This window comes from Serratia proteamaculans, from assembly GCF_946227095.1.
Lineage (GTDB): Bacteria > Pseudomonadota > Gammaproteobacteria > Enterobacterales > Enterobacteriaceae > Serratia > Serratia proteamaculans_E.
Window position 1 is genome coordinate 97,239 of record NZ_CAMISV010000012.1, and the last position, 25,707, is coordinate 122,945.

Below are 25,707 nucleotides of genomic sequence, written 5' to 3' on the forward strand. Positions count from 1 at the left end.
TGGGTTATGCCGATGAATTGTTGCGCAATTATCGAGCCTAACCGGTTGACAGACTTTTTCTTCTCGGCGTAACATGCGCGCACTATTATCAATGAGGACATACGCCTTGGACACACCCAGTAGATACTGGCTCACTGACCTGGACAACAACAGGTACAACTTCTAAGGCTATCCCATTGAGCTGATAGCCTTCGTGGTTGTCGGCGACCGCTTATGTGTCGCTATGAGTCAGATCCTTCATGGTCTGAAACAAGCTGGTGATACAACATCCCCCCTGTTTCTGTGCTTCCACGCGTTGTTTACCCCTGTCACCCCAAGGGAGTTTTAACAGATGCTAAGCGCGTTTAAATTAGAGAACAGCCGCCTGTCCCGTCTGGAATTGGATGACTCCGATGATCTCACTACGTCACTGTGGGTTGACCTGGTTGAGCCGGAAGAAGGCGAACGTGAGCGCGTGCAAAACGAGCTGGGCCAAAGCCTGGCAACACGTCCGGAGCTGGATGATATCGAAGCCTCCGCGCGTTTCTTTGAAGACGAAGACGGCCTGCATATTCACTCCTTCTTCTATTTTGAAGATGCGGAAGACCATGCCGGTAACTCCACCGTGGCTTTCACCATTCGCGATGGCCGTCTGTATACCTTGCGTGAGCGCGAGTTGCCGGCGTTTCGCCTGTACCGCATGCGCGCCCGTAACCTGACGATGGTTGACGGCAACGCCTACGAGCTGTTGCTGGATCTGTTCGAAACCAAGATTGAGCAGTTGGCGGACGAGATTGAAAACGTCTACAGCGATCTGGAAAAGCTCAGCCGGGTGATCATGGAAGGCCATCAGGGCGATGAATACGACGAGGCGCTGTCGACGCTGGCCGAGCTGGAAGATATCGGCTGGAAAGTCCGTTTGTGCCTGATGGATACCCAGCGTGCGTTGAACTTCCTGGTGCGTAAGGCGCGGCTGCCGACCGGTCAGTTGGAACAGGCGCGTGAAGTGTTGCGCGACATCGAATCCCTGCTGCCGCATAACGAATCGCTGTTCCAGAAAGTAAACTTCCTGATGCAGGCGGCGATGGGCTTTATCAATATCGAGCAGAACCGCATCATCAAGATCTTCTCGGTGGTTTCGGTGGTGTTCCTGCCGCCTACGCTGGTGGCCTCAAGCTACGGGATGAACTTTGAGTTTATGCCGGAGCTGAAGTGGTCGTTCGGTTATCCTGGCGCCATCAGCCTGATGATCCTGGCGGGGCTGGCCCCCTATCTGTACTTCAAACGCAAGAACTGGCTGTAACCCGACGGGCGACCCTGTTCGCCCGATATTTCTGCTGCGGCCAACGATTAGCCTGCTAAATGAGGGTAGAATGCCCGCTTAGCTTATCTGTCCTTAAGGCGTGCGTGTCGATGGAGAAGTTCCCCCGCTTGATTCAATGGTCGATCCTGCTGCTGGCTTCGCTGGTGCTGGGGTTTGGCCTGCAAACCTTCCATATTCCCGCAGCGCTGTTGCTGGGGCCGATGATTGTCGGCGTGGCCATGGGGTTGTTGGGGGCCTCGGTTCGCATTCCCGGCAACCTGTTTGTCGCTGCACAGGCGGTGCTGGGCTGCATGATTGCACAAAGCCTCTCTCCCGCTATTCTCACGCCGTTACTCGACGACTGGCCGCTGGTGCTGCTGGTGCTGATCGCCACGCTGCTGGCCAGTGGCATTTCCGGCTGGTGCCTGGTGCGCTTTAGCAGCCTGCCTGGGCCGACCGGTGCCTGGGGTTCATCGCCCGGCGGAGCGTCGGCGATGGTGGCAATGGCCGGGGATTTTGGCGCAGACGTCCGGCTGGTGGCCTTTATGCAGTATCTGCGGGTGCTGTTTGTCGCGACCGCCGCAGCTATGGTGGCCCGTATTGGACTGGGTGATGAGGCGGGGCACGGCAGCGCGGCACTGGAATGGTTTCCGTCGCTGGATTGGCGCTTCCCGGCGACTCTGGGGGTGGCCATTGTCGGTGCCTGGTTGGGACCCCGGCTGCGCATTCCTTCCGGTGCACTGTTGTTGCCGATGATCATCGGTGCGGCACTGCATTCCAGCGGTACTATGGCGCTGCAGGTGCCGGAGTGGCTGTTGGCATTGGCCTATACGTTGATTGGCTGGAGCGTCGGGCTGCGTTTTACCCGGCCGATATTTTTGCTGGCATTGCGGACTCTGCCGCAGATGGTGGTGTCGATCGTCGCGCTGATGCTGTTTTGCGGCCTGCTGGCGTGGATGTTGACGCACTTTCTGCCGGTAGATCTGATGACGGCCTATCTGGCGACCAGTCCGGGCGGGTTGGATACCGTGGCCATCATTGCGGCGGGCAGTCGGGTGGATATGTCTTTTGTTATGGCGATGCAGACGCTGCGGCTGTTCACCATTTTGCTGACGGGGCCGGCGATGGCGCGGTTTATTTCCAACCACGCCACGCCAGCCTCAACTTAGCTCTGGCATCAACGCAGTTTACGTTGGGTGTAGAGTGCGTCGAGGATAAACAGCAGCAGTGCCGCCCAGATAAAGCCGAAGGTCACCAGTTTGTCCTGCCCGACGGTTTCACCGTAGAAGGTCACGGCCAGCAGGAACATCAGCGTAGGGCCGAGGTACTGGAAGAAGCCAAGCGTCGACAGGCGCAGACGAGTGGCTGCAGCGGTAAAGAACAGCAGCGGTATGGTGGTGACGATACCGGCGGCCACTAGCAACAGGTTCAGCGACCAGGCATTGGCCCCGAGGTGGCTGGTCGGGCTGTCAGCGAACAGGAACAGATAGGCCGCTGCCACGGGTAGCAACCAAAGGGTTTCGATCAGCATACCGGTCTGCGCGTCGATAGCGATCTTCTTGCGTAGCAGGCCGTAGAAGGCAAAGCTGAATGCCAACCCCAGGCCGATAATCGGTAGCGAACCGAACTGCCATAGCTGGATCAGTACGCCGGCGAAAGCCAGTGCCACCGCCAACCACTGCATCCGGCGGAAGCGTTCGCCCAGGAACAACATCCCCAGCAGCACGTTCACCAGCGGATTAATGAAATAGCCCAGGCTGGCTTCCAGCATATGGTGGTTATTCACCGCCCAAATGAACAGCAACCAGTTGCCGCCGATCAGCACTGCGGTCACCGCCAACAACAGCAGCCGTTTGCGGTTGTGGCAGGCGGCACGCACCTTCGGCCAGTTACGACCCAGCGAGATCAGCGCCAGCATAAAGAAGAAGGACCAAATCACCCGATGGGTGAGGATCTCATCGGCAGGCACCTGTTGGATCAGCTTGAAATAAGCCGGGGCGATACCCCAAATAAAATAGGCGGCCAGAGCAAAGAAGATGCCCTGCCGTGTTTGCTGTGCGTCCATGACGTTACTCAGATGGGTAAAACGGAGATGCGGTGAGTGTACTGAAGACGCTCACCGCACACAATCACCCGACCAGGTAGGTAGCCGTGGCGCTGGCGATATGCAGGCCATCGTGGTTATGCAGTTCGACGCGGGCGACCGCGACTTTATTGCCGCTGCGCAAGACGCTGGCTGCGGCGACGAAATGCTCGCCACGGCCAGGGCGCAGGTAGTCAACGCGCAGATCGATAGTCCCCATACGCGAAAGACGGGTTGCGACTTCTTCTTCGATCAACGGATCCAGGCGCATTAACACGCTGCCGGCGCACGCCAGGCCAGCGGCGACGTCCAACACCGAGGCGATCACCCCACCGTGCAGGATTTTCTGAGCGGCATTGCCCACCAGTTTGGGCTGGTTGGTAAAACTCAGCTCCACATAATCGTCGTCAAAGCGGCGCAGCTCTAAGCCCAGCTCGCGGTTAAACGGCATGTGATAAACAAAGATTTCGCCAATTTTTTGGCGGGCGGCTTCAAGTGTCAGTGGTGTGGTAGACATAAATACCCATTTTTATCTGTGTAGTAGGGGAAACTAACTGGTCAGTCCAGGTTAACTGTTTGTTGATATTATGCCTATATTTTGTTGCTTTCCAGACTAATCCAATAAATACACGCCAGGCTGCTGTAAAACCGCCTTTGTGTGTAAAATGGCCTGTTTTTATTTCAGAGTTTGTCAATTTTGTTGGGGTGAGGAAGGTTATGCGCATTTTGACAGGGGTCGTTTTGTCCGCGCTGGCGGCGGCACCGTTGGTACAGGCAGAAGAAGCCAAAGAGCAGCAAATTCATGATAAACCGGCGGTACGTGGCAGCATTATTGCCAACATGCTGCAGGATCACGACAACCCGTTTACGCTATATCCGTACGACACCAACTACGTGTTGTACACCGATACCAGCAATATCAACAAAGAAACCATTAAGTCCTATAACTGGGCCGATAATGCCCGCAAGGATGAAGTGAAGTACCAGCTCAGCCTGGCTTTCCCGCTGTGGCGTGGCATTCTTGGCGACAGCTCGGTGCTGGGGGCCTCTTATACTCAACGTTCCTGGTGGCAGCTTTCCAACCACAGCGAATCATCGCCGTTCCGCGAGACCAACTACGAGCCGCAGCTGTTCCTGGGGTGGGCGACTGATTACAGCTTTGCCGGCTGGACGCTGCGTGACGTTGAAGTGGGCTTTAACCACCAGTCCAACGGCCGTTCGGATCCCACCTCCCGCAGCTGGAACCGCGGTTATGCACGCTTTATGGCGCAAAACGGCAACTGGCAGGTGGATCTCAAACCCTGGTTCCGCTTCTCGGAAAGCGACAGCAGCGACGATAACCCGGATATCACCAAATACATGGGCTATTACCGCCTGAAAGTCGGCTATGCCTGGGGTGACAGCGTGTTCAGTGTCGACAGTCACTACAACTGGAACAGCGGCTACGGCGGTGCAGAATTGGGCTGGAGCTACCCGATCAGCAAGCACGTACGTTTCTATACCCAGGTGTTCAGCGGCTATGGCGAATCCTTGATTGATTACAACTTCCGGCAGACACGGGTTGGCGTTGGTGTCATGCTTAACGATATTATGTAGTCTGGCCGTCATAGAGGCGTCTCTACACAGCAAAAAATGGGGAAGTGTGTGTCAACCGCAGCAGTGATAAATAAAGAGTTGCTGGCCGAGCAGGTATTACGCGATACCTTCGGCTACCAGCAATTCCGACCGGGTCAACAAACGATTATCAACACGGCGATCGGCGGGCAGGATTGCCTGGTTGTCATGCCGACCGGCGGCGGTAAATCGTTGTGCTACCAAATCCCGGCGCTGGTGATGGATGGCCTGACGTTAGTGGTTTCCCCCTTGATCTCACTGATGAAAGATCAGGTTGATCAACTGCTGGCCTATGGCGTCGCCGCCGCCTGCTATAACTCGACGCAAACGCGCGAGCAGCAGCTCGAGGTGATGGCGGGCTGTCGCAGTGGCCAGATCAAAATGCTGTATATCGCCCCCGAGCGACTGATGATGGACAGTTTCCTCGATCAGCTCGGTGGCAGTCCGCCGGCCTTGCTGGCGGTGGATGAGGCGCACTGTATTTCGCAGTGGGGCCACGATTTCCGTCCCGAATACCGCGCGTTGGGGTTATTGAAGCAACGCTTCCCGAACATGCCGGTGATCGCCCTGACCGCCACCGCCGATGAATCCACTCGTGGCGACATCGTACGCCTGCTGGCGCTGCAGGATCCGCTGGTACAGGTCAGCAGCTTTGACCGCCCCAATATCCGCTATACGCTGGTGGAGAAGTTTAAACCGCTCGACCAACTGTGGCGCTTCGTACAGGACCAACGTGGCAAGAGCGGCATTATTTACTGCAACAGCCGCGCCAAGGTAGAAGACACTACGGCACGTCTGCAAAGCCGCGGGTTGAGCGTAGGGGCTTACCATGCCGGGCTGGATAACGACCGCCGTGCGCAGGTACAGGAAGCGTTCCAGCGCGACGATTTGCAGGTGGTGGTTGCCACCGTCGCTTTCGGCATGGGCATCAACAAACCCAACGTGCGCTTTGTGGTGCACTTTGATATTCCGCGCAATATCGAATCTTATTATCAGGAAACCGGCCGTGCCGGTCGTGATGGCTTACCGGCCGAGGCGATCTTGCTGTATGACCCGGCCGATATGGCCTGGCTGCGCCGCTGTCTGGAAGAAAAACCCGCCGGACAGCAACTGGATATTGAGCGCCACAAGCTGAACGCCATGGGCGCTTTTGCCGAAGCGCAAACCTGTCGCCGCCTGGTGCTGCTCAACTATTTTGGCGAGGGCAAACACCAGAACTGCGGCAACTGCGACATCTGTCTGGATCCCCCCAAGCGTTACGATGGGCTGGAAGATGCGCGTAAGGCGCTGTCCTGCGTGTACCGTGTCGGCCAGCGTTTCGGGCTGGGATATATTGTCGAAGTGCTGCGCGGTTCCAATAATCAGCGCATCCGTGAATACGGGCACGAGAAACTGCCGGTGTACGGTATCGGCCGTGAGCAAACCACCGAGCACTGGACCAGCGTATTGCGTCAGTTGATCCACCTGGGTTTTATCACCCAGAACATCGCCATGCACTCGGCGCTACAATTGACTGAGTCTGCGCGGCCGGTGTTGCGCGGTGAGCTGGAGCTGCAACTGGCAGTGCCGCGTATCCAGAGCCTGAAGGCGCGCAGCAGTGCCAACCAAAAATCCTACGGTGGCAATTACGATCGCAAGCTGTTTGCCAAACTGCGCAAGCTGCGTAAATCGATTGCCGACGAAGAAAATATCCCGCCTTACGTAGTGTTTAACGATGCCACGCTGCTGGAAATGGCGGAGCAGATGCCCATCAAGGCCGGTGATCTGTTGAGCGTTAACGGTGTCGGTCAGCGCAAGCTGGAGCGTTTTGGCGCTCCGTTTATGGCGATGATCCGCGATCACCTCGATAATGATGAAGATTAAGGGCAATAAATCATGCTGATGCTGTTTCTGACCGTAGCGCTGGTGCACCTGATTGCGCTGATGAGCCCGGGGTCGGACTTCTTTTTTGTTTCGCAAACCGCCGCCAGTCGCTCACGCCGTGAGGCGATGATGGGCGTGTTGGGCATCTCACTGGGTATCGTGGTGTGGGCGGGCGTAGCGTTGATGGGCCTGCACCTGATCCTGCAAAAAATGGCCTGGCTGCATCAGATTATCATGGTCGGCGGTGGGATTTACCTGTGCTGGATGGGTTGGCAGCTGCTGCGTTCAGCCCGTTCCCAAAATGCACAGAGGGTAGCTGCGCCAGAGGTGAAAGTGGCCTTGCCGAAGCCTGGGCGCAGCTTTATCCGTGGCTTTCTGACCAACCTGTCTAACCCCAAGGCAGTTATCTATTTCGGCAGCGTGTTCTCACTGTTTGTGGGTGACGACGTTGGTGCCGGCGCACGCTGGGGCTTGTTCCTGCTGATCATTGCCGAGACTTTTGTCTGGTTCAGCCTGGTGGCGGTGGTGTTTGCATTGCCGACCATGCGTCGTGGCTATCAGCGACTGGCTAAGTGGATCGACGGGCTGGCGGGCGTGCTGTTTACCGGTTTCGGTTTACACCTTATTTTTACCCGCTAATCACCGCCGCAGAGAATTTGAAGGCCGAACAGTCATGTTCGGCCTTTTGCTTTATGCCTTGCGTGCCGTAGCCAGCAACCCGGCCACCAGAATAAACAGCGAACCGAAAATGCGGTTCAGCAACTGCATTTGGCGCGGTGTTTTCAGCCAGCCGGCAATGCGAGTGGCCAGGGTGGCGTAACCAATCATCACGAAAATATCCACCACCACAGTCGTGACGCCGAGCACCAGGTACTGTTCGGCCTGCGGCTGGTTGGGCAAGATAAACTGCGGGAACAGCGCGGCCAAAAACACGATGCTCTTCGGATTGGTCAAATTGACCAGGATAGCGCGGCGGAACAGGCGACGGCGCGGCATTGTCCCCGCCAGCGTATGCAGATCCAGTGAACCTGCGGCACGCCACTGTTGAATACCCAGCCACACCAGATAGGCGGCACCGAACCATTTCAGCATTTCAAACGCCAGCAGCGACTGCGACACCAGCGCGCCCAGACCGATGCCCACCAGCACGATATGCAGGCTCAGCCCGACCTGCAGGCCGGCAATGGATGCCGCTGCGCCGCGATAACCGTGGCTGATACCGGTGCTCATGGTGTTGATCGCCCCTGAACCGGGTGACAGGCTGAGGATAAGAGTTGTCAGAAGATAGGTTAACCACCAGTCCAAGGTCATTGTGGTACTCCCTGAAAGTGCCAATATGTGCCAAAATGATGCGGTTTTTGTAAGAATTGAATCACAATACGCTAGTATTATTTCTTGTGCCAGAGGTCACATTTTTACCGCTGGTAACTCAGGGAAAAGCACTTGATGACGTCGTTTACTCTCAGCACTAATGACTGGTTAACGCGTGAAAAGCAGTTTGCTGCTTTCGCCACGGGACCGCTGCTGGATTTTTGGCGGCAGCGTGAGGAGGGCGAGTTCAGTGGTGTCGGCGGCGTACCCATCCGTTTCGTGCGCTTCAGTTCTACCCGCCATCAGCGGGTGGTGGTGATCAGCCCCGGTCGTATCGAAAGTTACATTAAATATCCTGAGGTTGCCTACGATCTGTTCCATTGTGGCTATGACGTGATGATCCTGGATCACCGCGGGCAAGGCCGTTCCGGCCGTTTGCTGGCTGATACGCACCGCGGTCATGTGATAAACTTTGCCGATTACGTCGACGATTTCGCTCAGTTTTACCAGCAGGAAGTGGTGCCGTACGGTTACCGGCAACACTTTGCGTTGGCTCACTCGATGGGCGGTGCAATTCTGGCACAGTTTCTGGCTCGTCAGCCGCAGGCCTTCGATGCCGCGGCGTTTTGCGCGCCAATGTTCGGCATTTATTTACCGATGCCGGGCTGGATGGCCAACCGCATTCTGAACTGGACGGAGAAGCACCCGAGGGTACGCGATTACTATGCGATAGGCACCGGTCAGTGGCGGCCGTTGCCCTATGTGGTCAACGTGTTGACCCACAGTCGTGAACGCTATCGTCGCTGTTTGCGCTATTACGCCGATTATCCCGAACTACAGGTGGGCGGGCCAACCTACCACTGGGTACGGGAAAGTCTTCAGGCCGGGCGAGAAATCATCGCCCAGGCGGCTAAAATCACCACGCCGCTATTATTATTGCAGGCCGGTGAGGATCGGGTGGTCGACAACCGTTCCCATCAGGCTTTTTGTCAGGCATTGTCAGACGCGGGCCATCCCTGTGAAGGGGGAAAACCGCAGGTTATCGAAGGCGCACGGCATGAGATCCTGTTTGAGCGGGACGCGATGCGCGCCGAAGCATTGAACGCAATCCTGCGTTTCTTTGCTCATCATTTAGGTGGTACCCCAACCGCCGACCACACCATTAGAGGTTAGAAATTACCGCTATGTATCACGTCGTCGCTTCCGATTTAGATGGCACGCTGCTATCACCCGACCACACTCTGTCACCTTACGCCAAAGAGACGTTGAAGCTGCTGACCCAGCGCGGCGTGCATTTTGTCTTTGCTACCGGCCGCCATCACATCGACGTTGCGCAGATCCGCGATAACCTCGACATCAGCGCCTTTATGATCACCTCCAACGGGGCTCGCGTTCACAACACCGACGGTGAGCTGATTTTCAGCCATAACCTGGCCGAAGACATCGCCCGCGATCTCTACGGTATGCTGCATAACGATCCGGACATCACCACCAACGTTTACCGTAATGACGACTGGTTCATTAACCGCGAAAGCCCGGAGCAGGAAGAGTTCTTCCAAGAGTCCGTCTTCAAGTACCAATTGTTCGAGCCGGGCCTGCTGGAAACCGATGGCGTGTGCAAGGTGTACTTCACCTGTGAAGACCATGAAAAGCTGCTGCCGCTGGAAGATGCCATCAATGCGCGTTGGGGCGATCGGGTTAACGTCAGTTTCTCGTTCCCAACCTGTCTGGAAGTGATGGCGGGTGGCGTGTCAAAAGGCCACGCGCTGGAAGAAGTGGCCAAGATCATCGGCTATACGCTGAAAGAGTGCATTGCCTTCGGTGACGGGATGAATGATCTGGAAATGCTGTCGATGGCCGGCAAAGGCTGCATCATGCGCGACGCGCATCAGCGCCTGAAAGACAAACTGCCGGAACTGGAAGTGATCGGCTCTAACGTCGACGATGCGGTACCGCACTACCTGCGCAAGATGTTCATCGCCTGATATGAAAAGGGCGCCTTGCGGCGCCCTGAATTCGAGAACAACGTTGAGATTAAGCCCGAGATACCCGGGCCTAGCGCACCGAGGGGCGCTCCGGCAGCTAAAGCTGCTACGACCCCTTCGGCACGCTCTCCCTAATAACAGACTTTATTCGTCACCTGGGAGACGTTGATCTTTACTACTTGTGCTGGCCCTGCTTTTGCAGGAATTGCACGCCCTTGTCAGGGAAGTCGGTGAACACGCCGTCAACGCCCGCCTGGTTGTAAATCACGTCATACAGTTGATTCACGTCGGTGACGTAGTTCGGCAGTGCATCGGCACGGATGGTGAAGGGGTGCACCGCCAGCTTATTGGCATGGGCTTCTTTCACCATGTCGGTCAGCACCACCTTGCCCGGCTTGGATTTCTCTGCCACGACCAGCATATGGTAGTCCGGCCCGATGCCATCGGCGTACTGGGCAATCTGCTTCATCGCGCCCGGTTTAAACATCCAGTCATAGTCGTATTCCACCCACTTGCCGTCGGCCTTCTGCTCATAGGTTTCCTGCCATTTGTTATAAGCGATCAGTTGGACAAGCTTCAGATCCATGCCCATCTTCGGCTCCAGCTCGGTTTTAATCCGCTTCAACTCGTTGGCGTCAAAGCATTGCAGATAAACGTTGTCACCCTTGCCGGTATAGCCGTACTGCTTCAGCACCGCCAGCACTTTGCTGGAAATATCCTTGCCTTCCTGCTTGTGGAACCACGGCGCTTTGATTTCCGGGTAAATACCGATGTTTTTGCCGGTTGAATGGTTCAGCCCCTGCACAAACTCGATCTCTTCCTGGAAGGTATGGACGCGGAAGTCAGATTTGCCCATCGGGAAACGGCTAGGGTAGCCCTGCACTTTTTTACCGTTTTCGATCTCAAAGCCTTCGGTGAACTTCAGCGATTTGATTTCTGCCAGCGTAAAGTCGATGGCGTAATAGCGGCCGTCCTTACGGGCGCGGTCCGGGAAGCGTTCGGCTACGTCGGTGACGCGATCGAGATAGTGGTCATGCAACACCACCAGCTCGTTGTCCTTGGTCATCACCAGATCCTGCTCGAGGAAGTCCGCACCCTGCGCGTAGGCCATGGCCTTCGCCGGCAGCGTGTGTTCTGGCAGATAACCGCTGGCACCCCGGTGGGCGATCACCACCTTGTCGGCGGCCTGTGCGGCGCTGACCATTGAGGTGGCCAGGATAATCCCTGTCAGCAGGGCTTTGACTTGAGTCCGCATTCTGTTGTTCTCCATGTTGTAGGGGCAGGGGTAGTAAAAAGGCCGCAGCGCGGCCTTTTTGCCCGTCGCCTTTCAAGTTGCAGCGTTGTTACCTGCGCTCACTCACCCCAGTTACTTACTAAAGTAAGCGCCTGGGGATGAGTGAGCTGGCCGCCTAGCTGCAACTCGAAATTCATAGGGCAAAGATGATGCGATAATGCTTAACCGCGTTTGTTGGCAGCGATTTCCGCGTGGTGTTTTTTCTCGCTCAGCATGGTCAACAACAGCAACAATACTGCGCCGACGCTGCCGCCAATCATCACCATAAAGCCACCGTCCCAACCGAAGTAGTCAACGGTATAGCCGACAATGGCGCTGGCTGCTACCGAACCGCCCAGATAACCGAACAGACCGGTGAAGCCCGCAGCGGTACCGGCCGCTTTCTTCGGCGCCAGTTCCAGTGCGTGCAGACCGATCAACATTACCGGGCCGTAAATCAGGAAACCGATGGTGATCATACAGGCCATATCGATGCCAGGGTTACCGACCGGGTTGAGCCAGTAAACCACGGTAGCGATGGTCACCAGGGTCATAAAGAATACGCCGGTGGCGCCACGATTGCCCTTGAACACCTTGTCCGACATCCAGCCACACAGCAGGGTGCCCGGGATACCGGCATATTCGTACAGGAAGTAGGCCCAGGAAGACTTATCCAGCGAGAAGTGCTTCACTTCTTTCAGGTAGGTCGGTGACCAGTCCAGGATGCCGTAACGCAGCAGGTAAACGAACACGTTGGCCACGGCGATGTACCACAGCAGCTTGTTCGGCAGGATGTACTGCATGAAGATTTGCTTGGCGGTCAGCTCTTCTTCCGCTTTCTCGCTGTAGTCGTCCGGATAATCGTTTTTGTATTCTTCAATCGGCGGCAGGCCACAGGATTGCGGGGTGTCACGCATCAATGCAAAGGCGATCAGGGCCACCAGAATGGCACCGAAGGCCGGCATATACAGTGCAGCGTGCCAGTCGTTGAACCAGGCCATACCCAGCAGGAACAGCAATGGCGGCAGACCGCCACCCACGTTATGGGCGCAGTTCCAGACCGAAACAATGCCGCCGCGCTCTTTCTGCGACCACCAGTGCACCATGGTACGGCCACATGGCGGCCAGCCCATACCCTGGAACCAACCACACAGGAACAGCAGCACGAACATTACCGCGATGCTCGAAGTCGCCCATGGCACGAAGCCCATGAACAACATCACCGCGGCAGCCAGGATCAGGCCGGCGGGCAGGAACACCCGGGGGTTGGAGCGGTCAGAAACCGACCCCATGATGAATTTGGAAAAACCGTAGGCGATGGAAATGCCGGACAGCGCGAAACCGAGGTCACCGCGGCTGAAGCCCTGGTCGATCAAATAAGGCATGGCCAGGGTGAAGTTCTTGCGCACCAGGTAGTAGGCGGCATAACCGAAGAAAATCCCCATAAAAATTTGCCAGCGCAATTTACGGTACAGCGGGTCGACTTTGTCGACCGGCACACGGGAAATGTGTGCTGCCGGCTTAAAAATACTCAACATGAGCGCCTCCGATGGCTTTATCTAGTTATCACATCAATATGACCTTTTACGTTCATTTGATGATTGAGCGGATATCGAATGTGGTGTTTTTTTGTTCCATAACGAGCGTCATCCTAGTCAAATCAGCCTGGTGTCGCTGTGATGAATGGCGCAATTGTTACACTTTTATGAAACCCCGGCGAATTTTGAGCGATTCGTTAACGTTATGAAATAGAAAAACGCCCAAAAATCGTGATTATGATCACAATCATGGTTTTTTGTGGACATTTGGTTTTCGTTTTAGGTTCGTTATTGTTCCTTATCAAACAAAGACCCCAATGACTGTGGCTCAATAGGCTAATAATCACGGATCCTGAGAGAGCCTCATGAGCAGCCATTCACCGGATAACGAAACGGATGTGATCATCATTGGCGGGGGCGCGACCGGAGCGGGCATTGCTCGTGACTGTGCGCGCCGTGGCCTGCGTTGCATACTGCTGGAGCGCCACGATATTGCCACCGGTGCTACCGGCCGTAACCACGGTCTGCTGCACAGCGGAGCACGCTATGCGGTGACCGACGGTGAGTCGGCGCGCGAATGCATAGAAGAAAACCAAATCCTCAAGCGCATTGCGCATCACTGCATCGAGCGTACCGATGGGCTGTTTATCACGCTGCCGCAGGATTCGCTGGCCTACCAACAACAGTTCATTGTCTCCTGCCACAGCGCTGGTATCAAAGCCGAAGCAATTGACCCGCAGTTGGCGCTGCGCCTGGAGCCGGCCGCCAACCCGGCGCTGATCGGTGCGGTGCGGGTGCCGGACGGCACTGTCGACCCTTTCCGTCTGACCGCCGCCAATATGCTCGACGCCCGTGAGCACGGTGCGCAGATCCTCACTTATCATCAGGTGGTCGGTTTACTACGCGCGGGCGATCGCGTAACCGGCGTGCGCGTTTTCGACCATCAATCGGCACGCCACTACGATATTCACGCCGAGGTGGTGGTCAACGCGGCCGGTATCTGGGGCCAGCAGATTGCGGAATATGCCGATCTGCGCATTCGCATGTTCCCGGCCAAGGGCGCTCTGCTGATCCTCGGCCATCGCATCAATAACATGGTGATCAACCGCTGCCGCAAACCGGCGGATGCCGACATTTTGGTGCCGGGCGACACCATCTCTGTCATTGGCACCACCTCCACCCACATTGACTATGACCAGATCGACAACATGCTGGTGACGCCGCAGGAAGTGGACATTCTGATCCGTGAGGGGGCGCTGTTGGCACCGGAACTGGCTCAGACCCGTATTCTGCGCGCCTATGCCGGCGTGCGGCCGCTGGTGGCCAGCGATGACGACCCCAGCGGTCGCAATGTCAGCCGCGGCATCGTGCTGCTCGATCATGCCAGCCGCGACGGGCTGGAAGGCTTTATCACCATTACCGGCGGCAAGTTGATGACCTACCGGCTGATGGCGCAGTGGGCGACCGATAAAGTGTGTGAAAAGCTTGGGTTAGACAGCCCCTGTACCACCGCGCAGGAAGCCTTGCCCGGCTCCCGTCAGTCGGCGGAAGAGACGGTGCGCAGCGTGGTTTCCCTGCCTGCCAGCATTCGTGGTTCGGCGGTTTATCGCCACGGCGATCGCGCCAGCCAGGTACCGGCCGGCGATCGGCTGGATAACAGCCTGGTGTGTGAATGTGAAGCGGTCACCGCCGGTGAAGTGCGCTATGCGGTTAACTCCCTCACCGTCAATAACCTGGTCGATCTGCGCCGCCGTACCCGTGTCGGCATGGGCACCTGTCAGGGGGAACTCTGTGCCTGCCGCGCCGCTGGGTTGCTGACGCGCTTTAACGTCACCACCCCGCAGCAGTCGATCGATCAGCTATCGCATTTCCTCAACGAGCGTTGGAAAGGAGTACGGCCGATCGCCTGGGGTGATGCACTGCGCGAAAGTGAATTTACCAGTTGGGTTTATCAGGGATTGTGCGGGCTCGATGCCCGGGGGGAACAGGAGGCCGATGATGCGATTTGACGTAGTGGTGATTGGCGGCGGCCTGGCGGGCATGACCTGTGCCATTCGGCTGGCGGAACAGGGCAAGCGTTGCGCCGTGGTCAGTTCAGGCCAAAGCGCGCTCTATTTTTCATCCGGATCGCTGGATCTGCTGGCGCAACTACCCGACGGCACCCCGGTAACCTCACCCCTGGCGGCGATGCCGGCGCTTGCGCTACAGGCGCCACGGCATCCTTATGCGCTGATAGGTGCCGAACGGGTGGCGGCACTGTCGGACGGCGCGGCTCAGCTGCTGCAACGCTGTGGTTTGAGCCTGCAGGGCAGCAGTGAACGTAATCATCTGCGGGTTACGCCGCTGGGTACGCGCCGGGCGACCTGGCTCAGTCCTCAGGCCATCCCGGTTACGCCGTTGGACGGCGAACTGCCGTGGAAAAGTATCGCGGTGATTGGCATAGAAGGATTCTTGGATTTTCAGCCACAGCTGGCCGCCAGTTCCCTGGCGCAGACCCTGGGTATCCAGGCGGAAGTCGCTTATATGCACTTGCCGTCGCTCGACCGGCTGCGCAACAACCCCAGTGAGTTCCGGGCGGTGAATATTGCCAGGGTACTGGATCTGCCGGAAAACCTGACGTCGATGGCGGATGAGGTGAGCCGATTGGCCGGTGATGCCGAGGCGATTTTCCTGCCCGCCTGTCTGGGGCTGGAAAATGATAGCTCACTGGCAGCACTGCAGATGGCGGTGGGTAAACCGATCCGTCTGTTGCCGACGTTGCCGCCTTCGGTACTGGGTATGCGCCTGCACCAGGCTCTGCGTTCGCGTCTGCAGCAACTGGGCTGCGTGTTCATGCCGGGTGACAGCGTGCTGCGGGCGGATATCGAAGCCGGACGAGTCACCGGCCTCTATACCCGCAACCACACCGATATTCCGTTGCTGGCGCAACAGGTGGTGTTGGCCAGCGGCAGCTTTTTCAGCAACGGGCTGGTGGCGGACTTCGAGGGCATACGTGAGCCGGTGTTTGGGCTGGATGTCGACAGCCGGGCGGATCGCGCAGACTGGAGCCACCGCAATCTGTTTGCTCCGCAACCTTACCTGCAATTTGGGGTACGCACCGATGAGCGGCTGCGGGCCTTAAGGCAGGGGGAGCCACTGAGCAACCTGTATGCCATCGGTGCAGTGACCGGCGGCTATGATCCCCTGCAGCAGGGCTGCGGTGCGGGTGTTTCGCTGATTGGGGCGTTGTACGTCGCGCAACAGATTGCGGCACAGGAGGAGCGTCCATGAGCCTGCAGAAAGACAACAGCTTTGAAAACTGCATCAAGTGCACCGTCTGCACCACCTATTGTCCGGTGGCCAAAGTCAATCCGCTCTATCCAGGGCCAAAACAGGCAGGGCCGGACGGCGAGCGCCTGCGGCTGAAGGATCCGGCGCTGTATGACGAAGCGCTGAAGTATTGCACCAACTGCAAACGCTGTGAGGTGGCCTGTCCGTCCGACGTCAAAATCGGCGACATCATTCAGCGCGCCCGTGCCGACTTTGCTCAGAGCAAACCCACGCTGCGCGACGCCATCCTCAGTCATACCGACCTGATGGGTTCGCTGTCGACGCCGTTTGCGCCGATTGTGAATGCCGCTACCGGGCTAAAACCGGTGCGTGCCCTGCTCGACAAGGCGTTGAAAATTGACCATCGGCGTGAACTGCCAAAGTACTCGTTCGGCACCTTCCGCCGCTGGTATCGCCAGCAGGCTCAGGCCCAACAGCGTTATGCCGAGCAGGTGGCGTTCTTTCACGGCTGCTTCGTCAATTACAACCACCCGCAACTGGGTAAGGATCTGATCAAGGTCTTTAATGCGATGGATATTGGCGTGCAGTTGCTGAAACGCGAGAAATGCTGCGGCGTGCCGCTGATCGCCAACGGCTTTATTGCCCAGGCCAAAAAACAGGCCAGGGTGAATGCTGAATCGCTGCACGAGGCGGTGCTGGAGCGGGGTATCCCTGTGGTGGCGACCTCTTCCAGCTGCACTTTTACCCTGCGCGATGAATATCCGCATTTGCTGGAAGTGGATACCTCGGCGGTGCGTGAACGGGTGGAACTGGCAACGCGCTATCTGTACCGCCTGCTCAATCAGGGACGTCAGTTACCGCTGAAACATACACCGCTGCGGATGGCCTACCATACGCCATGCCATATGGAGAAAATGGGCTGGACTGCCTATACGCTGGAGCTGTTGCGACAGATACCGGGGTTGGAGCTGGTAGTGCTGGATTCGCAGTGCTGTGGCATTGCCGGCACCTATGGATTTAAATCGGAGAACTACGAGACTTCGCAGGGCATTGGTGCGTCGCTGTTCCGTCAAATAGAGGAAAGCGGGGTGGACCTGGTGGTCACGGACTGCGAAACCTGCAAATGGCAAATCGAGATGTCGACCAGCAAGCGCTGCGAACATCCGATCACCCTGCTGGCGCAGGCATTGGCATAGGGCGCAGCGGGCTGCGCCCAGAGTAAGATTACTTGTTCAGTTTCAGCGTTTTGATGATGCCTTCGGCTTCGCTCTGCGCCTGCTGCTGGTTATCCGCCGGCAGCGTCACCTGAATGGTCAGCATGTTGTTGTCCAGCGTGCCGATCAGGATAGAAGAATAGGCTTTCTCGCCGCCGCTGGTGATGATGCTGTCCAACTGACGCAGCGGTACGCCGTTAACGTCGATGGCTTTGTTGGTGATCACCTGCAGGTTGGCGTCACGCGAGCGCTGGGTGTCTTCCAGACGCTTGCTCAGGGTTTCCAGGCTGTCAGCCGTTTTATCGCCGAGGATCACGATCAGGGCGCGCTGGCCGGTACTGTCGGCGTAAACGTGCATGTTGTTCGCCTGGTTACCCAGCTTGCCGCTTTGGTCCGCCATGCCCACCGGCAGGGTGAACGCTAGCTTGCCATCCAGCAAGCTCACCTGTTGCCCGGCTGGGGCGCTGGCTGCGGCATCACCTGCCGACGCCTTGGTGTCTTTGGTCTCGCCGTCACAGGCCGCCAGGCCAAGCACTAACAGGCTGATACCCATCAATTTTGCTACTTTACGCATTGGGCTTCCTTCTTCCTTTCAGGTAGGGTTTCACTGCCTTATCGCAACCTATTCCAGGCTGAAATGCAAGGCAGATGTTGTCACAAGGTTTTCTCAAGTAATAGCCGATAATCAGCCACTTCGCCTTTCTTTTCCAGCTGAACAATCTGATAGTGACGGCCGATGAGCATCATCAGCGGCTGTGCAGGCTGCCGAATTCGGGGATTTGTTGGTACAGGCGGTGAATTTCTTCGAGGGTGGCGTGGCGGGGGGCATAGTCATGGCGGCCTCTGGGTCGATGCAGGCCGCCAATGATAACACGGGTCAGCCTGCTTGCAGGCTGCCGTCGCCTTGGCGGGCGGCAATACGCTTAAGCAGCATATTCAACAGAACGCCATACATCGGCAGGAAGAACAGCATGCAAATCAGCACTTTGAAGCTGTAGTCCACCAGGGCGATCTCAACCCAGTTGTTGGCCATAAAAGCATCGCTGCTCTTGTAGAACGCAATAAAGAAGAACGACAGCGTATCGCTGATATTGCCGAGGAACATGGCTGCTGCGGGGGCAACCCACCAGGCACTGCGCTGACGCAGGCGGTTGAAAACGTGAACGTCGAGGATCTGACCGAGTACATAAGCCATAAAGCTGGCGACGGCGATACGCGCCACAAACAGATTAAAACTGCCCAGTGCGGCAAAGCCCTGCCACTCACCCTGATAGGTCACGGTGGAGATCACGTACGAGATAAACAGCGCCGGTACCATCACCGAAAGAATGATACGTCGCGCCAGTGGGGCGCCGAAAATTCGCACCGTCAGATCGGTAGCCAGAAAGATAAACGGGAAGGTAAATGCACCCCAGGTGGTATGAAAGCCGAAAATGGACATCGGCAACTGCACCAGGTAGTTACTGGAGGTAATGATGACAATATGGAACAGTGATAGCCAGACTAACGCGGTAAGGCGCTGCCGAGCAGTAAACGAATACATGTTGTAGCCTTTTTAATAGTGGGGTGAGGGAACCCAGAATGTCTTGTCTACGCCGCGAAATAAGCTGCGCGGCCGCATGATACGCGTTTGCGCAACCAATGCAATGGTTAAATTTAACGCAAACGTTAACGCATCTTGCACAGAAAAACTACCGGCGTAAACTAGGCGCTGATGAGATGCGGCGAGCGTTCGCCGATCGCTTTTGACCGAGAAAAATTGCATGACTGACTTATTTGCCCAGGCCGACCAGACGCTTGATGCGCTGGGACTGCGTTGTCCGGAACCGGTAATGATGGTACGCAAAACCGTGCGCCATATGGATGACGGTGAAACGCTGCTGATTATTGCTGATGATCCGGCCACCACCCGCGACATTCCGGGTTTCTGCCGCTTTATGGAACACACGCTGGTGGCGCAGGAAACCGACGCCGCGCCTTACCGCTATTTATTGCGTAAAGGCGTTGAACGTTAATAACCATTTGTTTACTTAGCGTTTTTGCAATATTTGCTGTGCGTCCAATGCGCGAGCATGCCATGCCAATCCATTGAAGTCCGGCGGGCGGTAATAGTGGTGCGGAGCCGGTAGATTGCGCATGGCATCCGTCGGCCAGAGCTGCAGCTCGCCCAGGTTTGCCAGCCTGAATCCCTGAACCTGTAGCGGTAACATCAGGCGCTGTGGGGCGGTCTTCTCGAACGTAGGCAGCGCGGGCAGGCGATTGCTTGCGGTGGTGTAATCCCGTTTTAACACCAAAAACTTCTCCGGCACCCGGCGATGGCTGTCCCACCAGTCACCGTCAATACCGTCAAACTGCCGCTGAGTTGCCCTGATGGATACCGCGCCAAGCTGGTGCAGAGCCTGAGGGAGCAGCCTCTCCATGGCGCTGTTGTAGGCAGTGAGAGATACCGCCTGTCCTTGCAAAATTGCATCAATCGCCAGTCGTGCCCCCAGCAGATTGGAATACAAATCCTCCGGTGAAAAAGCCGAGACCTCCTCAGAAAATCCCGGTACGGAACGGTAGCCATACCACTGTGCAATCTCATGCCATGCCGCCATTTGAAAGGCGATTTCCCCTGCCAAATAGGCCGCCAGCGTATAGCGCTGTGCTGCATCCTGAGGTGGGGTAAAGGCGTTAAGCTGTATGCGACGCGTTGCCAGCTCAGGGCTAAGATCGATATGCCACTGCTGACCCAATCGGGGGAGCAGTTGGCTGAACAGGAAGAGGGTATTGTCGGCGGTATCGCGTACGTGAGCGATATCGATAAATCCCCCCCGATGGCTGTATATCAATCCCAATTGTTCACTGCCAAACCCCAGCAAGTTGCTGATGGCGTTGAAAGCGCTGTCGTTATAGTGATGGGTGCCAAGCCGGTCTGCATCCACCACGTTACTCAACTGATAAAACGGCACTGGGATGCCCAAGGCTTGCGCTTTGAGGTTATAACCAAAGGCGCAGCAGGGACGTAAACCGTCCGGCGGTGACAGAGGCGCCGTCACCGGCCAGGCTATCCGGCTTTCGCGGGTGGGTTGCGAGGTGAGCAGCGTTTCCAGTTGCTTGGCGGGCAGCATAGGGGCAAACAACAGAAATAGCAGCACAACAGAACGCATTAAAAAGCCTCCCCAACCTGAAAGTAAAATCCGCTGCTTCCACGCCCGATCCCAAAATCGAGCCGTACGTTCATTTGCGGTTTGAATTCAAAGCGATAACCCGCACCCAGCGTGGGTAACCAGGGCCCCTGGCCCAGATCGCCGGCCTTATCGCTTAGCGTTCCGGCTCCGGCCCAAAGCACATAACCGTGCCGCCAGTTCAACTTGCGACGGTACTCTATCTGGCTGCTGAACACATTCCTGTCGCGGTAGCGGCCTTGATAATAGCCACGCATTCGTTTGTCATCGCCCAGCTCAGACAACCTGTCCCAGGGGATATCACCAGTGGTCAGGCGGCTGTAGGCATCAAACGCCAACACGCTTTTCGCACTCAAACTGTGATAGGCATTGTATTGACCCTCAACGGCATTGAAACGACTGTCGCCGCCCAATTCCGGTGCAAAATAAGTGTCGCTCAGACGAATAAACTGGCCGCGTGTGGCATTAGAAACGAAATCACGCGTATCGTAATTCAGCGAACCGCTGATCCCCGAGCTTAACGATGAAACCCCGGCTTTTTGGGCCCTGAACAGGCTGCTGTCACCCTCTTCAGTTTTGCTGGCGTGCGTTGAGGACAAATCCCAGCCAATCCCAGCGTAGGTTGCATTTGCAATGCGGTACAGCAGCTGTGGTGCTATCTGGAATGACTGCTGAGTATACTTTTCCTTGTTACCGTCGTTATGCCCAGCCTGGTAGCCGGTGCCCCAGAAGTAGGTAGGCATATTATTGAGCGAACCGTCGGCAAAGAAGCGCCATTGGTCTTCAGCGAAAAAACTGTGGTTTTGAAAACCAACACCAAAGGCTCCGGTCGAGCTGAAAAAGCCTTTTAACGCCAGCGTCGAATTTTGACTGATGCTGTCATGGCGGTCTGGTCGGTATATCCCCACCACGGCGGTGCCGATGCCAAGACCGAGTTCTGGAGTATAAAACGGGCCGGGCAAGACACCCCAATCGATGGTTTTACTGCTGTCGAAATGGTTGTTAGACCCCAGAGGGGCCAACATTTCATCTATTTGTTGATGTGACAACAGAGCGGCATGGGCACCGGACAGCAGAACCAACAAGACCAGGGGCAAACTGCGAATCGATATCGCCATCAGAAGCGATATTCACCCGAGACCATAAAGCTGTTGCGTTGGCTAAAGCCAAACTCGGTCAACAAGTTAAAGTGTCGTGTGATCTCATATTGCGTACCGAGCAAGATATTCCAGGGGGATTGCAGATGCTGCTTTACCTCGAAACGACCTTCACCTTTCTGATTGGCCAGGGCCATCAGGGACTGAAGTTCTGCCGGCATTCTTAAATCAGACAGGCTGCCTTTGAACTCTTGCTGCACGTCCTGATACATGGTGCCGACCCAGAGGTTTAGATGAGTCTGCCCACTGATACCGGGCACCAGGAAGCGGTAACCTACGCGGGGTGACACCGTCAACGCGGAAATTTGGCCATCAAGGATATCGAAATTGGTGCGGGTGTAGTTGGTATCAACCGAGGCGAACCAGTTCTCATATCCCCCGACCAGCGTGGCACCTGCGCCGTAAGTGGTGCCCTTGAAATCGAGTTTGAAATCCAGATCGCGTAGCGTCCCTTGTTTATTCATGCCGTGTACGACATCGGCGATGATTTTTTCCATCATTTCTGTGTGTTGGCTGGGATCGGCATCAACGGAGACCTGGGACAACGAACTGCCTTTGGTATGGCCGACGATGCCGTAAACATTGAGGAACGGCAGCACCCAGGTATCCAGCCGCATGGTTTCCGTTTTGCTCTGCTCGCGGGTTTTGCCCACATCGATTTTGAACAAATTGGATGGCAGATTGAATGTGTCCCAACCTAATCCAGTAAAGTTGATGCTATCGACGTTAATATTCTGCCGCATGTTCATGTAATTGATACCGATCCCGAAGGGTTCCGGCAGGTCATAGCCGCGGGCTCGTGCTTCATCCCCCCAAATAGGCAGCAGGCGATGCTCTGGCTTGGATTTCGCCGTAGGCTCAGGGGATTGGGATGCCGGCAAGGTATTTTGGGTGATGAACATGGGGCGATCTGCTTTATCGATGAGCTGTGCGGTGGCGGCAGAATCAGGCTGCTGCGCCAGAGCCAGTGTAGGGATAAAAAGGAGGGTGCTCAGGTTCAGAGCTTTAAAATATGACGATTTCATTCGACCATTACTCTAATAAGCTTCATGGGCTTACCGGATTTCAGTGAATAGGAGGCGGAAGAATATAGTAAAGGCATGCTTTGATTATGGTTATTACGTGCGCCTTGCCGCTGTTATTTTTTAGGTCTGTGTGTCGGGGCGCCATAGGTGGCGCCCCGACACGCTGTTTTATTACTGACGCTTCTTCAGCAGTCGCAGGGCATTGGCGGTGACCAGCGCGGTAGCGCCAGAGTCAGCCAGCACCGCCAGCCACAGTCCGGTCAGGCCCAGCAGGGTGGTGATCAGGAATACCCCTTTCAGCCCCAGTGCAATGGTGATGTTCTGCCGAATATTGGCGTGTGTGGCGCGTGAGATGCGGATCATTTCCGCCACGCCCACCAGCCGGTTATGTGTCAGCGCCGCGTCGGCGGTTTCCAGCGCCACGTCGGTACCGCTGCCCATCGCGATGCCGATACTGGAGGCTTTCATCGCCGGTGCATCATTGATGCCGTCGCCGATCATCGCCGTTGGCCGCAGTTCGCTCAGTTCGGTTACCGCCTTCACTTTATCTTCCGGCAGCAGCCCGGCCCGGTAGTCCAACCCCAGCTCAGTGGCAATCGCCGCCGCCGCGCGCGGGTTGTCACCGGTTAACATCACCCCGTTGATCCCCAGCGCTTTCAGTTCGGCAATCGCCTGTTTGGCATCGCTACGCAGTGTGTCACGCAGTGCCAGCAGGCCAATCGGCACGCCGTCTTCCAGAACCACCACCGCCGTTTTACCGGCATTTTCCAGCCGTTCGACCTGACTGGCACCCTGTGGAGTGAGCAGGCCAGCGGCCAGCTTGGCGGGAGCACTGATCAGCAGGGTTTTGCCGTCGATCATACCCTCGACCCCAACGCCCGCCAGTGCGCGACGGCCCTGTGCCAGCGGCAGGGGCACGCCATACTGTTCGGCGCGGTTGATAATCGCTTGCGCCAATGGGTGATGGGAACCGGCCTCGACGGCAGCGGCCAGGGTCAGCAGTTGCTGTTCGCTGATGCCATTGAGCGGTAGCACATCGGTAACCGTCGGTTTGCCTTCTGTCAGCGTACCGGTTTTATCGAAGGCGATGGTTTGCACCTGGCCTAACTGCTCCAGCGCCGCACCGCCTTTAATCAGAGCACCGCGACGGGTGGCGGCTGCCAGCCCGGAGGTGATCGCCGCCGGGGTAGAGATCACCAACGCACAAGGACAGCCGATCAGCAGCAGGGTCAGGCCGCGATAAATCCAGGTATCCCAGGGTTGTGCATACAGCAACGGGGGCACCAGGATCACCGCGATGGCCAGCAACATAATTGCTGGGGTGTAGTAACGGCTGAAACGGTCGAGGAAACGTTCGATCGGCGCACGGCGCTCTTCGGCTTCTTCAATCAGTTGCAGAATACGGTCGATGGCGTTTTTACCCGGCTCGGAAATGACCTTCATCTGTGCGGCCTGATCGACCGACAAACTGCCCGCTGCGACTTTCTGGCCCTGCTGACGTTCGACCGGTACAGATTCGCCGGTCAGGGCGCTTTCGTCGAAGCTGGCAAACGGGTTGAGCAGCTCGGCATCGGCCGGCAGACGGCCGCCGGGGGCAATTTCAATCACATCGCCGGGGCGCAGGCTGGCAACGGGGACGCGCTTGCGTTGTGTTCCCTGCAACAGCAGGGCGTCTTCCGGCACCAGCTCCATCAGTGCCTTCACGCCGCGTCGCGCGCGGTTAGCGGCATAGGATTCCAGCATCTCGCCAACCATAAACAGCAGCAATACCATTGCCGCCTCGGCGGTAGCACCGATAAAGAGTGCGCCAATGGCCGCCACGCTCATCAGGGTTTCGATGGCAAACGGTGTGCCGGAGCGGATCAGTCGTACCGCCTTGGTAGCGACCGGGGCCAGGCCTACCAGCGTGGTGGCGATAAAGGCAATGCGGCTTAGCTCGGGGTTGACCATGCTGAGTGCCCAACTGACGATCATCAGCGTAGTGAGCAGCAACAGTGGGCCAAACTCGCCGAGTCGCGACGTTTTTGGCAAATCGGCTTGGGTGGTCTGGCTGCCGAGCAGGGTAAAGCCAGCTTGTTTCACCGCATCCTGAATGCGCAGGCTGATATCGGATTGGGCGTCGACCACCAGTTTTTCGGTGGCAAACAGTACGCGGGCGTTGTCGACACCCTGAAGTGCGGTCACCGCATTTTCAATTTTCTTGGCACAGCTTGGGCAGTCCATACCCGTGACTTTCCAGCTGTAGCGTTGGCTACCGGAGAGAGGGGCGGCAGTTAACCTGTCGTTTTCCTCATCCGGATCCTCATGATCGTCAGTGCTGCAACCGCCAGCGCCATGATCGTGCGTATGGGCATGTTCGCCAGGGCTGGCGACATTTGGCTTTTCACTGCTGCAACCGTGCTGGGTTTTACTGTGGCTGTGGTTGCAACCGCAGCCGCCTTCCGCATGGTGATGTTCCTGATGATTATGCTTTTCATGGTGAGTCATAGCGTCCCCCTCCGGGCCGTTAATGAAGTTCATTGGGCAGACTCTACACCCTGGAGTCAACTCCAGAGTCAAGCGACGGATGAGAATTATTGCTAACTGTGAGGCGGGAGTTATCGCGGTGATGTAAGGCCGTTAGGCGAAATAATAAAATGTTATTCCAATACAAACTTAAAAGTTCCGGTGGCTAATAATAAAGAGTTATTAATCTATAACTCTTTAGCTAAATTTAACTTTTTGTCACTTAAATGCCAGCACGATCCGCTTGCACCTGCAGGCCGCATTTTTGTTGAAGTTTGTTGCCAACATGTGACTATTAAGTTTCATTTAGATTGTAAAGATCGCCAAAAACCAGCATAAGTCTCCTTCGTTGTGAAAATATATAGCTGATTATTTTATGTTCAGTTTTGCGAGCCTGCCTATAATTGGAATCGATTACCA

At 56.5% G+C, this 25,707-nt stretch carries 22 protein-coding genes and 1 pseudogene; 11 read left to right on the forward strand and 12 right to left on the reverse strand.

Going from position 1 to position 25,707, the window contains the following annotated elements:
• Positions 1-331: 331 nt before the first annotated feature.
• Complete coding sequence (corA, locus tag OC597_RS21025; protein ID WP_085116483.1) at positions 332-1,282, forward strand: magnesium/cobalt transporter CorA; 951 nt, start codon at positions 332-334, stop codon at positions 1,280-1,282.
• Positions 1,283-1,392: 110 nt separating this feature from the next.
• Positions 1,393-2,451, forward strand: a complete 1,059-nt coding sequence (locus OC597_RS21030) for an AbrB family protein (protein WP_261285744.1) — start codon at positions 1,393-1,395, stop codon at positions 2,449-2,451.
• An 8-nt stretch (positions 2,452-2,459) separates the two neighbouring features.
• On the opposite strand, the gene rarD is transcribed toward OC597_RS21030, so the two are convergent.
• Together rarD and OC597_RS21040 are read right to left on the reverse strand one after the other, a co-directional pair.
• Positions 2,460-3,347, reverse strand: a complete 888-nt coding sequence (gene rarD / locus OC597_RS21035) for an EamA family transporter RarD (protein WP_261285745.1) — start codon at positions 3,345-3,347, stop codon at positions 2,460-2,462.
• Between the two features lie 64 nt (positions 3,348-3,411).
• Positions 3,412-3,882 carry a thioesterase family protein gene (locus OC597_RS21040; protein WP_012004662.1) on the reverse strand — a complete coding sequence of 157 codons (471 nt, stop codon included), beginning with the start codon at positions 3,880-3,882 and terminating at the stop codon, positions 3,412-3,414.
• Between the two features lie 200 nt (positions 3,883-4,082).
• Between OC597_RS21040 and pldA the strand changes: the two genes are divergently transcribed.
• From pldA to rhtC, 3 genes are read left to right on the forward strand one after another with little or no spacing between them, the layout of a single operon-like run.
• Positions 4,083-4,961 carry a phospholipase A gene (pldA, locus tag OC597_RS21045; RefSeq protein ID WP_262210362.1) on the forward strand — a complete coding sequence of 293 codons (879 nt, stop codon included), beginning with the start codon at positions 4,083-4,085 and terminating at the stop codon, positions 4,959-4,961.
• Between the two features lie 48 nt (positions 4,962-5,009).
• Complete coding sequence (gene recQ / locus OC597_RS21050; RefSeq protein WP_261285746.1) at positions 5,010-6,842, forward strand: ATP-dependent DNA helicase RecQ; 1,833 nt, start codon at positions 5,010-5,012, stop codon at positions 6,840-6,842.
• 12 nt (positions 6,843-6,854) lie between these two features.
• Positions 6,855-7,481, forward strand: coding sequence for a threonine export protein RhtC (gene rhtC / locus OC597_RS21055; protein WP_262210363.1), 627 nt, complete (start codon positions 6,855-6,857; stop codon positions 7,479-7,481).
• A 51-nt stretch (positions 7,482-7,532) separates the two neighbouring features.
• On the opposite strand, the gene rhtB is transcribed toward rhtC, so the two are convergent.
• Complete coding sequence (gene rhtB / locus OC597_RS21060) at positions 7,533-8,153, reverse strand: homoserine/homoserine lactone efflux protein (RefSeq protein WP_112349352.1); 621 nt, start codon at positions 8,151-8,153, stop codon at positions 7,533-7,535.
• Between the two features lie 135 nt (positions 8,154-8,288).
• On the opposite strand from rhtB, the gene pldB reads away from it, so the two are divergent.
• Positions 8,289-9,326: a lysophospholipase L2 gene (pldB, locus tag OC597_RS21065; protein ID WP_262210366.1), complete on the forward strand. Its 1,038-nt coding sequence runs from the start codon at positions 8,289-8,291 to the stop codon at positions 9,324-9,326.
• An 11-nt stretch (positions 9,327-9,337) separates the two neighbouring features.
• The gene (gene yigL, locus OC597_RS21070; RefSeq protein WP_261259540.1) at positions 9,338-10,138 is read left to right on the forward strand and encodes a sugar/pyridoxal phosphate phosphatase YigL; all 801 of its coding nucleotides are present in this window, start codon (positions 9,338-9,340) and stop codon (positions 10,136-10,138) included.
• 175 nt (positions 10,139-10,313) lie between these two features.
• On the opposite strand, the gene glpQ is transcribed toward yigL, so the two are convergent.
• Together glpQ and glpT are read right to left on the reverse strand one after the other, a co-directional pair.
• On the reverse strand, positions 10,314-11,393 hold the full coding sequence (glpQ, locus tag OC597_RS21075) for a glycerophosphodiester phosphodiesterase (protein WP_262210369.1): 1,080 nt from the start codon (positions 11,391-11,393) through the stop codon (positions 10,314-10,316).
• Positions 11,394-11,593: 200 nt separating this feature from the next.
• Positions 11,594-12,949, reverse strand: coding sequence for a glycerol-3-phosphate transporter (glpT, locus tag OC597_RS21080; protein WP_099062163.1), 1,356 nt, complete (start codon positions 12,947-12,949; stop codon positions 11,594-11,596).
• A gap of 365 nt (positions 12,950-13,314) precedes the next feature.
• On the opposite strand from glpT, the gene glpA reads away from it, so the two are divergent.
• Genes glpA through glpC form a run of 3 tightly spaced genes read left to right on the forward strand, consistent with a single transcriptional unit; the run spans position 13,315 to position 17,415 of the window.
• A complete protein-coding gene (gene glpA / locus OC597_RS21085) occupies positions 13,315-14,958 on the forward strand; it encodes an anaerobic glycerol-3-phosphate dehydrogenase subunit A (RefSeq protein WP_099062161.1) in 1,644 nt (547 codons plus the stop codon).
• Entirely contained in the window at positions 14,948-16,219 is a 1,272-nt protein-coding gene (glpB, locus tag OC597_RS21090; protein WP_262210412.1) for a glycerol-3-phosphate dehydrogenase subunit GlpB, read from the forward strand. The genes glpA and glpB overlap by 11 nt, the downstream gene beginning before the upstream one ends.
• A complete protein-coding gene (gene glpC, locus OC597_RS21095; RefSeq protein WP_262210372.1) occupies positions 16,216-17,415 on the forward strand; it encodes an anaerobic glycerol-3-phosphate dehydrogenase subunit GlpC in 1,200 nt (399 codons plus the stop codon). Before glpB ends, glpC begins: the two co-directional genes overlap by 4 nt.
• Before the next feature lie 28 nt (positions 17,416-17,443).
• On the opposite strand, the gene OC597_RS21100 is transcribed toward glpC, so the two are convergent.
• The 3 genes and pseudogenes from OC597_RS21100 to OC597_RS21105 form a co-directional block, all read right to left on the reverse strand.
• Positions 17,444-18,007, reverse strand: a complete 564-nt coding sequence (locus tag OC597_RS21100; protein WP_085116498.1) for a DcrB family lipoprotein — start codon at positions 18,005-18,007, stop codon at positions 17,444-17,446.
• 80 nt (positions 18,008-18,087) lie between these two features.
• Positions 18,088-18,183, reverse strand: a pseudogene (locus OC597_RS26665) (GNAT family N-acetyltransferase); the annotation flags it as partial.
• Between the two features lie 127 nt (positions 18,184-18,310).
• Entirely contained in the window at positions 18,311-18,976 is a 666-nt protein-coding gene (locus OC597_RS21105; RefSeq protein WP_261259497.1) for a 7-cyano-7-deazaguanine/7-aminomethyl-7-deazaguanine transporter, read from the reverse strand.
• Between the two features lie 220 nt (positions 18,977-19,196).
• On the opposite strand from OC597_RS21105, the gene tusA reads away from it, so the two are divergent.
• Positions 19,197-19,448, forward strand: a complete 252-nt coding sequence (gene tusA / locus OC597_RS21110) for a sulfurtransferase TusA (protein WP_219015106.1) — start codon at positions 19,197-19,199, stop codon at positions 19,446-19,448.
• A gap of 15 nt (positions 19,449-19,463) precedes the next feature.
• On the opposite strand, the gene OC597_RS21115 is transcribed toward tusA, so the two are convergent.
• From OC597_RS21115 to OC597_RS21130, 4 genes are all read right to left on the reverse strand, one after another.
• Positions 19,464-20,582: a DUF4056 domain-containing protein gene (locus tag OC597_RS21115; RefSeq protein WP_261285749.1), complete on the reverse strand. Its 1,119-nt coding sequence runs from the start codon at positions 20,580-20,582 to the stop codon at positions 19,464-19,466.
• Positions 20,582-21,718 (reverse strand): BamA/TamA family outer membrane protein, encoded by a 1,137-nt coding sequence (locus tag OC597_RS21120; RefSeq protein WP_262210376.1) that lies wholly within the window; start codon positions 21,716-21,718, stop codon positions 20,582-20,584. Before OC597_RS21120 ends, OC597_RS21115 begins: the two co-directional genes overlap by 1 nt.
• Positions 21,718-22,782 (reverse strand): hypothetical protein, encoded by a 1,065-nt coding sequence (locus OC597_RS21125; RefSeq protein ID WP_262210378.1) that lies wholly within the window; start codon positions 22,780-22,782, stop codon positions 21,718-21,720. Before OC597_RS21125 ends, OC597_RS21120 begins: the two co-directional genes overlap by 1 nt.
• A gap of 171 nt (positions 22,783-22,953) precedes the next feature.
• Entirely contained in the window at positions 22,954-25,269 is a 2,316-nt protein-coding gene (locus tag OC597_RS21130) for a zinc/cadmium/mercury/lead-transporting ATPase (RefSeq protein ID WP_262210380.1), read from the reverse strand.
• Positions 25,270-25,707: the final 438 nt, after the last annotated feature.